Genomic DNA, 12460 nt, shown 5'->3' with positions numbered 1-12460 from the left:
CATGTACAAAGCTCAGACTGTCGCATTTTTTAGTCTGACACTGGCAGCTTTAGGCCTGACGGGTTGCTACAACAATGAGAAAACAACTCATACGCAAGAAAATCGTTTGAAAACTGAGTTTACTGAACAAGAGCAACAGACCTTAAAAAATAACATGGTGGCTATTCATAGTACTCAAAATACGGAGGCAATTGCTCAATTGCCTCAAGGTTTTAAGTTTGTGAATGATGGTTATTTTACTGTTGCTGTGGGCACCAACAGTTTTCCACCTCTACATGTTTTGGCAGAAGATAACCAGACACGTATTGGTAGTGAAATTGATATTGCACAGTTAATTGCTGACAGCTTGGGTCTAAAACTTCAAGTGATTCCAACCTCGTGGGAAAACTGGCCACTCGGTTTAGCATCGGGGAAATTCGATGCCGTGCTTAGTAATATTGCCGTCACAGAACAGCGTAAACAGAAATACGACTTTGCGACTTATCGTCAAGACATGTTGGCTTTTTATGTGCCTAAAGACAGCAAAATTCAAACGATTAAAACGCCAGATGATATCGCGGGACTCAAAATTGTGGTCGGTTCAGGCACCAATCAAGAACGGCTATTGTTGAAATGGATTGAAAATAATCGACAAAAAGGGCTGGATCCAGCGCAGCCGATTTATTTGGAAGACGGTGCAGCAGCAGCTTTGGCGTTGCAGTCTGGTCGTGTCGATGCTTACCTCATACCCAATGTGATGGGCGTATGGCAACAAGCCAATGGTGCCAATATTAAAGCAGTGGGCACCTTAAATGGGACGTGGTCTGTTGCAGTTGCCGTCAAAAAAGGGACTGGGCTAGTGAATGCCATTCAAACATCTATAAACGGTGTTATTGCGAATGGCAAATATACACAAGCTTTGACACGTTGGAATTTACAAAATGAAGGAATTCCACAATCAGTGATTAACCCACTGATTCAGGATAAATAAGAGGTCATTATGCAAGAAAAATTTATCCAAATGCCAGTTGATGTACCCGAAGCACAACCTTTGCTTGATCAGTTATTTGCTGAATATGAAGAAATCTATGGTGATTTTTTTGCGCGTCAAGATGCACAAGTGATTGATGAGCGAAAAAAAACCACACATCGGGAACGCTATGAAGGTGCGGAAGACTTTTTACCGCCGCATGGATTATTCGTGGTGCTTAAACGTGATGATGAAGTCATTGCAATGGGGGCGTATAAACGCTATGACGCAGAAACTGCAGAGCTGAAACGGATTTGGTCACATCGAGACTTACGTAAACAGGGATTGGCTGCAAAAATAGTCAAAGAACTTGAACGAAGTGCACTTGCTGCAGGGTATCGCAAAATCTTTCTCACTACAGGGTTTAAACAAATTCCAGCAGTGAAATTGTATTTGAGTCTAGGCTATGAACCGCAGTTTGAACTCACTCCAGATTTTAATTTTGATCGATACATTGGTGCGCCTTTATACGGTGGACTTCCTTTTAGAAAGACTTTACTGCAAAAGGAGGTCGCATGAGTTTAGAACACTATAAAATCGTTCCAGCACGTCATCCACTGCGCTACATTGGTGTCGCATTTTCGATATTAATTATTGCTGTGGTCACGGAATCGATATTTTCCAATCAAAACTGGGGCTGGCCTGTTTTTAGACAGTGGTTCTTTAACCCTGCGATTCTTCAGGGTTTGATGATGACGCTGAAACTGACCTTTTGGTCAATCGTGTTTAGTTTAATTTTGGGCACCATTGTGGCGATGATGAGACTGTCATCATCTTGGCTAATTCGCTCACTGGCATGGGTGTATATCTGGATGTTCAGATCATTACCACTGCTGTTAGTGTTGATTATTCTCTATAACTTTTCTTATCTATATGAATATATCAATGTTGGTGTGCCTTTTACCGACACAGTCTTTGCCCAGTTTAAAACCATTAATGCACTGGATCAGTTCTCAACGGCTTTGGTGGGTTTGGTGATAGTACAAAGTGCTTATACGGCCGAAGTTATTCGAGGTGGGATTTTGTCTGTCGATCATGGTCAATTCGAAGCTGCGGCAGCATTAGGTCTGTCATGGTGGCGCCGTACGACGCGCATTATTTTACCGCAATCCATTCGCAGTATTATCCCCGCAATTATCAACGAATGTGTGGGTTTATCAAAGGGCACATCGATTGTGTATGTTTTGGCAATGCCTGAACTCTTTTACACGGTACAAATGATCTATAACCGCAACCAAGAAGTGATTCCGTTATTGATGGTCGCCGCCGTTTGGTATGTGATTGTGACCAGTGTATTTTCAATCGTGCAATGGTATATCGAAAAAATATTGGCAAAAGGCGAGCGGAAATCAGCCATTAATAGTTTTGCTTTTTTCAAGAAGGCACAGCCACACACAACTCAGCCACGTATAGGAGCAAGCTATGATAATTAATCAATCAATATCTCCTGCAAATGGTCATATCCAAGTGAGCCATGTCTTTAAAAACTATGCAGGACATGCAGCATTACATGATATTAGTCTGGATATTCCAGCGGGCTCTGTCACGGTCATTATTGGTCCTTCAGGGTCGGGTAAATCCACTTTATTACGAATGATAAATCATTTAGAGCGTGTTGATGAAGGGTTTATTCAAATTGATGATGAGTTTATTGGCTATCGTAAAAAAGGCGATAAACTTTATGAGTTAAAAGAACGAGATATTTTAAAGCAACGTAAATCTGTAGGTTATGTTTTTCAGAACTTTAATTTATTTCCACATTTAAATGTTTTACAAAATATTATTGAAGCACCCTTAGCACATAAAAAACTCAGTAAAGATCAAGCCATTTTAAAAGCCAATCAATTATTGGGTTTAGTGGGGCTTCGAGATAAAGTTGAAGCATGGCCTAAACAACTTTCTGGTGGTCAGCAGCAGCGGGTTGCGATTGCCAGAGCTTTAGCCTTAGACCCTAAAGTAATTTTATTTGATGAGCCAACGTCCGCCTTAGACCCTGAGTTGGTAGGTGAAGTCTTGAATGTAATCAAAAACTTGGCTAAATTAGGTAAAACCATGGTGATTGTGACGCATGAAATTGCTTTTGCACGAGAAGTTGCCGACCATGTGGTATTTATGGATCAAGGGCGAATTGTTGAACAAGGAACGGTTCAACAGGTTTTAGAACAACCAAAAGAAGAACGTACCCAAAACTTTTTATCTCGGGTTTTATAAATTTGCGTCTTATTTTTTAATGATATATATTTTAGTTTTATATATTAAAATCGTTGGTGAATGATAAAACTAACGATTTTTTTTATAAGTTTAATTTTGTTGATAAGGTATGATTAAATCCATATAAATAGAATAAATTTCATCCTTTATAATCATTTTAAATTTATTTTTAATAGTGATTAAAATGAGTAGATTAATTTATTTAGATTATGCAGCAACAACACCTATTCTTCCTGAAATTACGCAAGCGATTATTCGATGTTTGTCTGTAGACGGCGATTTCGGAAATCCTGCTTCTCAGTCTCATCATTATGGTTGGGATGCTGCCAAGCATATCAGTACATCTAGACAGTATGTGGCTGATTTAATCCATGCAAATGCTCAAGAAATTATTTGGACTTCTGGTGCGACAGAGTCAAATAACCTTGCGATCAAAGGCACTTTAGATCGTTATAAAAATCAAAATAAACACATTATTACCAGTAAAATAGAACATAAAGCAGTGCTAGATACCTGTGCCGAGTTAGAAAGTCTCGGTTTTCAGGTCACTTATTTACAACCTGAGTTGGGTACAGGCGTGATTCGCCCAGAACAGGTAGAACAGGCCATTCAGCCCAATACGGTTTTAATTTCGCTCATGATGGTGAATAACGAAATTGGGACGTTAACCGATATTCAAGCGATTGGTCATATTGCACATCAGCATCAGGTTTTATTCCATGTCGATGCCGCCCAAGCCGCAGGAAAGACAGAGATTGATGTTCAGGCGATGCATATTGATTTACTCAGTCTATCTGCACATAAAATATATGGACCTAAAGGTATAGGTGCCTTATATGTGCGTCATGAAGTACAAAAGCAAATCAAGACGCAAATTCACGGCGGTGGACATGAACAGGGTTTACGTTCGGGAACTTTAGCTACACATCAAATCGTTGGAATGGGTGAGGCTTGCAGACTGGCTAAAATAAACTTAGATGAAGAACAACAGCGTATTCAAAAAATAAGAAATAAATTTTTAACTCGTTTAGAAGTGTTAACGCCTATAAAACTGAATGGGCATCCTACCGAACATGTTGCCAATTATTTAAATATCAGTTTTTTAGGGGAGCGAGCAGACTCTATTTTATCAGCGATTAAACAAGTTGCCGCTGTTTCAAGTGGGTCTGCCTGTAATTCACATCATGCAGCACCATCACATGTATTAAATGCTTTAGGGCTTACTGAAGAACTCGCAGCAAATACTGTCCGCTTTAGTTTTGGAATGTACACTATTGAAGAACATATTATTACGTTGTTGGATAAGATTTCATTAAGCTTAAAATACAATCATCTAAAATTTAGTGTTTCTGTGTAATATCATTTAAATTCAGCGAACTCTTTCTTTTCTTCAAAGGGTAAAAGTTTATATAAATAAAAGGTGTATTCAGAAAATAAAAAATGATTCTCAACCTAAAAAGTCATCATCAGTATGTAGTCTAGCTTCTCGCAAGAATAAACTGGGCTTTAGAATAAGTACATGACCAAAAGCCTGATTGGCTGCCTTTAGTTGTACATAAAAGGAAGTATGGACACCATGCTTCCTTTTCTATCCGCTACACAATAAAAACTTATACAATGACGCTTTGGCATTAAAGCCATAGATTAGATTTAAATCAGATTTAAAAAATAGCTACGGTAGGCGCTATCTTGTGGTAAGAATTCTAATAAGCGTTGTATTGCATCAATACGATCGTGAGTTTGACCAATAATTCGCAATAATTGATCGATATCTTTTATTTGATAAATCATTTGGCTTAAACGAGCGTCAAAACAATGTCTCCAAGTACTCAATAAAGGGCTTTCTGATTTAGATAAAAAGCTCCCTTTATATAACGAAAATGTACTGGCAATAAGATTCGCATTTAAAGATTGTTCAGCACGTAAAAAATCACATTGAACCTCACAGGTCAGTCTATAAATACGAGCTTCAATACAGTGTGGTAGTAGAGTACGCAATTGTGAAAGCTCAGCCTTTAAGGTTTTTAGACTGACACTACGTTCACCATAAAGGGCATAGTGTAACTCTTCTAAACCAATACCATAGGGATGCAAAGCTAAAATGCAAAGTATTTCAATTTGACGGTGAGTCAAGTTTAAAGTTTGTCCATTAAATTGAACCCAAGGTGAACCTAGCGCTTTAATGTATAAAAAATTTTGCTGCTCAAATTTTATGGCACGCTGTATTAAATCTGCACAGCGTTCAACTGCGAGCAACCCTAAAGGCGTATGTTTTTTATATTTTGTGGAAAGGTTAATAATGCCGTGAAATTGTCCTGATGTCGGATCCCAAATTGGTGCGGCATAACAAACCCAATCACGAACACTGTCCATTTGGTTTTCATGAGAATAGACGCAACTTGATATTTGGCTGTTTAACGTCATACCAATCGCATTGGTTCCAACTGCCTGTGTAGACCAATGTCCGCCCTCAATAAAATGAACTTGTTCAGCAGAAGAAAGCATGGCTGAACTACTCCATGTCCATAAGAGAGTCCCGTGATGATCTGTAAGACCAATCGCCATATCTGAATCATCCGCTATTTTGAGTAAATCTGCATAATTATGTTGAATAGAGCGGCGAAATAAAGACGTTTGATCGTCTTGAGGCAATGCTAAAACAGGGGCAGCATGCACAGTAGTTTGATTAATTAAATGGGTTGTTTGCAGCTTTTTTACAGATGGTGTATTGAACAGGTTCATATCATATTCCTTTATGATGAGACTGTAATATTTTTAAACTTTAGAAATGAGCTTCCAAATTTATAGTCATTTACGTCATTTCTTCTTGCTTCGATTTTAAATGCTTTTATCTTTGCTTGGTTAAATCATATCTTTTGGCTTTACCAGTCCTTGAGTTACTTTAAAAGTGTTCGTATGAGCTGAAAATGACTATTTCCATCTGAAATGTTAATAAACGTAAATAGGATAAAAATTCATTCGCTCATGTAAGGGTTAGGCACAGCCTCACCATGATACTGACGATCGGCAAAATAACTTGATCGTACCAATGGCGCACTCCAAATATTTTTAAACGCTAAGCGCTCTCCATGTGTTTGATAGTGCTTAAACTCTTGCAACGTAACAAAACGATGAATTGGCGCATGAGACTTAGATGGCTGTAAGTATTGACCGATTGTGACATAGTCAACGTGGTAATCTTTCAAATCATTCAATAACACAATAACCTCAGCCTCGACTTCACCTAAACCGACCATCAAACCGCATTTGGTTGGAATGTCGGGACAGTAGTGTTTAAATTTCTTGAGCAAATCCAATGAATGCTGATAGTTAGAGCCTGGTCGCATGGCTTTATACAGACGTGGAACGGTTTCAATATTATGATTAAAAACATCGGGTGGGTTTTGGCTCAGAATCTTCAGGGCAATATCTGCACGACCACGAAAATCAGGAACCAAAATTTCAATCAAAGTATTTGGGCTAATCTCACGAATTTCTCGAATGCAATCGGCAAAATGCTGTGCGCCACCATCTTTTAAGTCGTCTCGATCAACCGAAGTAATCACGACATACTTTAAGTTTAAATTCTTGACTGTTTCAGCCAGATGCTTTGGCTCATTAATATCTAGGATATTAGGACGACCATGAGCGACATCACAGAATGGACAGCGTCGAGTACAGATATCTCCCATAATTATAAATGTTGCTGTTCCACTGCCGAAACATTGCGGCAAGTTAGGGCAAGCCGCTTCTTCGCAAACCGTATGTAGTTTTTGTTGCCTTAATAAATCCTTAATGATTTGGACTTCCTCGGGTTGACTAATTTTAGTCCGAATCCATTCTGGCTTTTTCGGTGTCGTTTCCGTTGGAACAACTTTAATAGGAATACGCGCCATTTTTTCAGCGCCACGTAGCTTCTTTCCAGTTAATACTGTGTTATTTAAATCCATTTCAAACACTCCGTCGCTTAAAATAATTAATATAGACCCTGATATTAAATGAGCTGTTTTAAATGCATTAATAATATTAAAACAGGGCAAAAAACTTATCATATAAAACAAAGGTTGGTTAAAGGTTTGTTTTTTATGTGGTTGAACTATTTTAAAATTTTACAAAAATTTTTAATTTCATAACCTTCTGTTTTTAATATTTATCTCATCTTTTTATGCATTATATTTTTTTAGTCTAATATGAAATTAAATAAAAATATTCTTATATAAATATACGATTTAAAAATCCAATTATTCAATTTTGGGTTTTCTTTTAAGCGTAGTGAATAAGGAACAAATATATGCAATTAACGGAAGAGCAATTGCTAGCAGCATACAAAAGAATGCGCGACATTCGTGAATTTGAGGATCGACTTCACGATGAAAACAATACAGGTGATATCCCTGGTTTCATCCATCTCTATAGCGGTGAGGAAGCTGTTGCAGTAGGGATTTGTGAAAATTTAACAGATAAGGACTTCATTACATCAACACATCGTGGTCACGGACACTGTATTGCTAAGGGCTGTGACATTCACGCCATGATGCTAGAAATTTTTGGCAAAGATGATGGTTTGTGTCGTGGTAAAGGCGGCTCAATGCACATTGCGGACTTAGATAAAGGCATGCTTGGTGCAAACGGTATTGTGGGTGGTGGCCCACCTTTAGCAATTGGGGCTGCTTTAAGTGCCAAAACACTCAAGAATGGTGGTATTGGTCTATCATTTACCGGTGATGGCGGGTCAAATCAGGGCTTAACTTTTGAAGCCATGAATATGGCTGTGGTGTTAAAGCTTCCTGTCATTTTTGTTTTTGAAAATAACGGTTTTGGTGAAGGTACTGCACATGATTATGCAGTAGGCAGTAAAGACATTGCAGGTCGAGCAGCAGGTTTTGGCTTACCTGCTGAAAAGGTAGATGGAACAGACTTTTTTGCTGTGTATGAAGTTGCACAAAAGGCGATTGAACGTGCCCGCCGTGGCGAAGGTCCAAGTGTGATTGAAACAGTAACCAACCGTTTTTATGGACATTTTGAAGGTGACCCTGGGCTTATCCGTTCTAAAGAGGAACTGGATTATGTCAAAGAACATAAAGACCCATTGAAAATATTCCGTGAAAAAGTCAAAGGCAAAATTGACGAAGCCAAACTGGATGCGATTGATGCCCAGTCTAAAGCCAATGTAGACGATGCCGTTGCAAAAGCACGCGCAGCTAAGTACCCAGAAGTCTCTCAGTTACTTACTGATGTTTACGTCTCTTACTAAAGGAATAGTAGAAAAATGCCAAATAAAAGTTATCGAAACGCGATTAAAGAAGCAATTGAATTAGAAATGCGCCGAGACCCAAGTGTCATTGTGGTTGGTGAAGATGTTCGTGGTGGACATGGTGGTAAAAATACCGATGACAATAAACTGGAAGGTTTTGGCGGTGTACTTGGTGTAACCAAAGGCTTATGGACTGAATTTGGTTCTGAACGAGTCATTGATACTCCAATTACAGAATCTGCGATTATTGGTATGGCAGCAGGTGCTGCTGCAACGGGTTTAAGACCTGTGGCAGATTTAATGTTTATGGATTTTTACGGCGTGTGTTATGACATGTTGTATAACCAAGCGGCTAAATTCCGCTATATGTTTGGTGGCAAAGCCAAAGCACCACTCGTTGTACGTGGCATGATTGGTGCAGGTTTTTCCGCAGCAGCACAACACTCCCAGTCGCCATATAACGTGTTTGCCTCAGTGCCAGGCTTAAAAGTGGTGGTGCCTTCGAGTGCCTATGATGTGAAAGGTCTGTTGATTCAAGCCATTCGAGATGATGACCCAGTGGTCTTTTGTGAACACAAGTTGTTATATGACATTAAGGGCGAAGTGCCAGATGAGGCTTACACTATTCCTTTTGGTGTCGCAAATTACACCCGTGAAGGCACAGATATCACCATTATTGCATTAAGCCTGATGGTGCATCGTGCCAATGAAGTCGCTGATAAGCTGGCAAAAGAAGGTATTTCGGTTGAAGTGGTTGACCCTCGCACCATTTCTCCATTAGACGAAGATGGCATTTTAGAGTCAGTGGCTTCAACAGGTCGCGTAGTGATTGTAGATGAATCTGCAGCGCGTTGTGGTTTCGGACATGATGTAGCTGCACTCATTGCCCAGAAAGGCTTTCATTATCTTAAAGCACCAATCGAGTTAGTCACTCCACCACATTCACCCGTACCATTTTCACCTGTATTAGAAAAAGAATGGCTACCAAGTGTAGAACGCATCGAACAGGCTGTACGTAAGACGTTGGAGGCTTAGGATGAGCGAAATTAAAACCCTAGAAATCCCAAAATGGGGTTTGTCCATGGAAGAGGGCACGATTGCCCAATGGCTGATTCAGGAAGGTACGCAATTTAGTAAAGGACAGGAAATTTGTGAAATTGAAACCACAAAAATCGTCAATGTTCTGGAAGCACCTTTCGATGGCTTGCTACGAAAAATTATTGCTAAAGATGGTGACACGCTGGTAGTAGGAGGAGTCATTGCAATTTGTGCAGACGCTCAAGTTTCCGATGCAGAAGTTGAAGCATTTGCACAGTCCTTAGGTGGAACACCTGCTGTAACTGAAAATAAAGCGGTAGCAGCGGTTCCTGAAAAAGTAGCTGTAGCTCAAGTTGAAACCAAAGTACAAGCTGCTCCTAAACAGAACAGTGTTGGTAATGGATCAAAAGCGGTGACTCAGGGCGGATATTCTATTCCTGCTGCGTTACAAGGCTACCAACAAAGCGATGATATTTTTGCAACGCCACATGCCTTGAAATTGGCTGAAAAGCATAATGTAAACTTGTCTCAGATTACTGGTTCTGGACGTGAAGGTCGTATTAGTGTTCAAGATGTTCAGGCCGCAGTTCAAGCTGCTGGTGGTTCTTGGCCAGATGTGCGTCATCAAGCCAGTACGAAAGCCGCGAAATCGAAAGCAGATGATAGTGATGTTCTAGCAACACCTGTTGCTCGCCGTTTGGCAAAACAATGGGATATTAATTTACATGATTGTCGTGCATCGGGTTCACGTGGACGAGTCTGTAAGGAAGATGTTGAAGCTGTATATCAACGTGAAAACCCTGTACAAGCTCAACATGATCATGCGCAACCAACAGAGTCAGTAAAATTCACTACTGTGGCTATGAATGGTATGCGTAAAGCAATCGCTTCACGGCTACAAGCAGCAAAGCGTAATGCACCACATTTTCGCTTAACGATAGACTTAAATATTGAGTCGGTTCAGGCTTTGCGTCAGCAAATTAACAGTACCGTACCGCAAGTCAAGCTGTCCATTAACGATATGCTGATTAAAGCTGCTGCTGCCGCACTGATCAAAGTTCCACAGGTCAATGTTCAGTTTGATGAAGAAAATCAGCAGATTTTACAGTTTAAACAGGCTGATATTTCGGTTGCTGTGGCCATCGAAAATGGACTGATCACACCAATTATTAAAGCCGCGAACCGTAAATCTTTGGCGCAAATTTCCAATGATATGCGTGATCTGGCGACACGTGCCAAAACTGGAAAATTAGCACCTAATGAGTTTCAAGGCGGTAGTTTCAGTATTTCCAATTTGGGAATGCTTGGTATTCAACAGTTTGATGCCATTATTAACCCACCTCAAGGTGCAATTCTGGCCTTAGGTGCAGCAGAGAAACGTGCTGTCGTCGAAAATGATGAGATTGTTGTTCGTGAAATGGTGACAGCAACATTGTCTTGTGATCATCGTGTCATTGATGGTGCGTTGGGTGCTCAATTCCTATCGGCATTTAAGCAGTTTGTCGAAAATCCTGCATTAATTTTGGTGTAGGAGGAATAGCCATGTCAGATACACAATTTGATCTTGTGGTTATTGGTGCTGGTCCTGGAGGATATGTCGCTGCGATTCGCGCAGCGCAACTGGGATTAAAAACGGCAATCGTTGAAAAACAACACTTAGGCGGAGTGTGTCTTAATTGGGGATGCATTCCAACCAAGGCATTATTGAGCGGGGCTGCGCTTGCGCAGCAGTTCAAACACGCAGAGCAGTTTGGCTTTACGCTTAACGCGGTTGACTTTGACATTCAAAAACTGGTCCATCATAGCAGACAGGTTTCTGAACAACTGGTACAAGGTATCGGTCAACTATTGAAAAAGAATCAAATCACTGTTTTTAATGCAACAGCCCAATTTATTGCCAAAGAACGATTAGAGCTTACAGATGCGAATGGTCAAAAACATCAGATTTCTGCACCGCATATCATTATAGCAACAGGTGCACGTGCGGCGAATTTGCCTCATATTCCTGTAGATGGTGATCAGGTCTGGAGTTACAAAGAGGCTTTAGTTCCAGAACAATTACCTAAATCTTTACTGGTCATTGGTTCGGGTGCTATAGGCAGTGAGTTTGCAAGCCTATACCAAGACTTAGGCTGCCAAGTCACCTTGGTTGATATCGCAAAGCAGATTCTCCCTAATGAAGACATTGAAGTTGCAAAATATGTACAAAAGCAATTTGAACAGCAGGGTATGCAGGTTTTAACCGAAGCGAGCGTAAAAAAAATAGAAACTGATCAGGCTCAAGTACATTGTCATATTGAAACTGCCACAGGTGTGCAAATCATTAGCGTTGAAAAGGTGCTTTCAGCTATTGGCGTGAAACCAAATGCTGAAAATCTTGGCCTAGAAGCTTTGGGTATTGAATTTGAGAATGGTTTTATTAAAGTCGACTCATGGTGTAAAACCAATGTTGTGGGCGTTTATGCAATTGGCGATGTTGCAGGCGCGCCGTGTTTAGCACACAAAGCCAGTCATGAAGCCATTCTTTGTGTGGAGAAAATTGCAGGTCTAAGTCATGTACATGCTTTAGATCGTACACAAATTCCGGGCTGTATTTTTACCCATCCGCAAGTGGCCAGTATTGGTTTGACAGAACAGAAAGCGAAAGCTTCGGGCTTGAATATTAATGTGGGTAAGTTCCCTTTACAAGCCAATGGCAAGGCATTGGCTTTGGGCGATAGCGCAGGATTTGTTAAAACCATTTTTAGTCAGGAAACGGGTGAATTGTTGGGTGCTCACATGGTCGGACATGAAGTCACCGAACACATTCAAGGTTTTGCTATCGCAAAATACCTAGAAGCGACGGATGAAAGCTTATCACAGGTCATTTTCCCTCATCCTACTTTGTCTGAGGCGATGCATGAGTCGGTACTGTCGGCGATGCAACGTGCAATTCATATTTAAGGAGT

The 12460-nt window shown here is 40.2% G+C and carries 11 protein-coding genes; 9 read left to right on the top strand and 2 right to left on the bottom strand.

Going from position 1 to position 12460, the window contains the following annotated elements:
* Window position 1 precedes the first annotated feature (1 nt).
* The 5 genes from I593_RS12535 (at window position 2) to I593_RS12515 (ending at window position 4577) form a co-directional block, all read left to right on the top strand.
* Window positions 2–970 carry an ABC transporter substrate-binding protein gene (locus I593_RS12535; protein WP_016167946.1) on the top strand — a complete coding sequence of 323 codons (969 nt, stop codon included), beginning with the start codon at window positions 2–4 and terminating at the stop codon, window positions 968–970.
* A 9-nt stretch (window positions 971–979) separates the two neighbouring features.
* A complete protein-coding gene (locus I593_RS12530; protein ID WP_016167945.1) occupies window positions 980–1528 on the top strand; it encodes a GNAT family N-acetyltransferase in 549 nt (182 codons plus the stop codon).
* The gene (locus I593_RS12525; protein ID WP_016167944.1) at window positions 1525–2442 is read left to right on the top strand and encodes an amino acid ABC transporter permease; all 918 of its coding nucleotides are present in this window, start codon (window positions 1525–1527) and stop codon (window positions 2440–2442) included. The genes I593_RS12530 and I593_RS12525 overlap by 4 nt, the downstream gene beginning before the upstream one ends.
* A complete protein-coding gene (locus I593_RS12520) occupies window positions 2432–3220 on the top strand; it encodes an amino acid ABC transporter ATP-binding protein (RefSeq protein WP_016167943.1) in 789 nt (262 codons plus the stop codon). Before I593_RS12525 ends, I593_RS12520 begins: the two co-directional genes overlap by 11 nt.
* 184 nt (window positions 3221–3404) lie before the next feature.
* Window positions 3405–4577, top strand: coding sequence for a cysteine desulfurase family protein (locus I593_RS12515; protein WP_016167942.1), 1173 nt, complete (start codon window positions 3405–3407; stop codon window positions 4575–4577).
* Window positions 4578–4870: 293 nt separating this feature from the next.
* Here the strand turns inward: I593_RS12515 and I593_RS12510 are convergent, their stop codons facing one another.
* A complete protein-coding gene (locus I593_RS12510) occupies window positions 4871–5962 on the bottom strand; it encodes a helix-turn-helix domain-containing protein (protein ID WP_016167941.1) in 1092 nt (363 codons plus the stop codon).
* 233 nt (window positions 5963–6195) lie between these two features.
* Window positions 6196–7170, bottom strand: a complete 975-nt coding sequence (gene lipA, locus I593_RS12505) for a lipoyl synthase (protein ID WP_016167940.1) — start codon at window positions 7168–7170, stop codon at window positions 6196–6198.
* A 341-nt stretch (window positions 7171–7511) separates the two neighbouring features.
* Between lipA and I593_RS12500 the strand changes: the two genes are divergently transcribed.
* From I593_RS12500 to lpdA, 4 genes are read left to right on the top strand one after another with little or no spacing between them, the layout of a single operon-like run.
* A complete protein-coding gene (locus I593_RS12500; protein ID WP_016167939.1) occupies window positions 7512–8474 on the top strand; it encodes a thiamine pyrophosphate-dependent dehydrogenase E1 component subunit alpha in 963 nt (320 codons plus the stop codon).
* Window positions 8475–8489: 15 nt separating this feature from the next.
* Window positions 8490–9509: an alpha-ketoacid dehydrogenase subunit beta gene (locus I593_RS12495; protein WP_004979604.1), complete on the top strand. Its 1020-nt coding sequence runs from the start codon at window positions 8490–8492 to the stop codon at window positions 9507–9509.
* A 1-nt stretch (window position 9510) separates the two neighbouring features.
* Window positions 9511–11043 (top strand): 2-oxo acid dehydrogenase subunit E2, encoded by a 1533-nt coding sequence (locus I593_RS12490; RefSeq protein WP_016167938.1) that lies wholly within the window; start codon window positions 9511–9513, stop codon window positions 11041–11043.
* Window positions 11044–11054: 11 nt separating this feature from the next.
* Entirely contained in the window at window positions 11055–12455 is a 1401-nt protein-coding gene (gene lpdA, locus I593_RS12485; RefSeq protein ID WP_016167937.1) for a dihydrolipoyl dehydrogenase, read from the top strand.
* Window positions 12456–12460: the final 5 nt, after the last annotated feature.

Origin of the sequence: Acinetobacter tandoii DSM 14970 = CIP 107469 (assembly GCF_000400735.1) — a bacterium.
GTDB classification, from domain to species: Bacteria; Pseudomonadota; Gammaproteobacteria; order Pseudomonadales; family Moraxellaceae; genus Acinetobacter; species Acinetobacter tandoii.
This window is presented reverse-complemented; position numbering and strand designations above follow the sequence as displayed.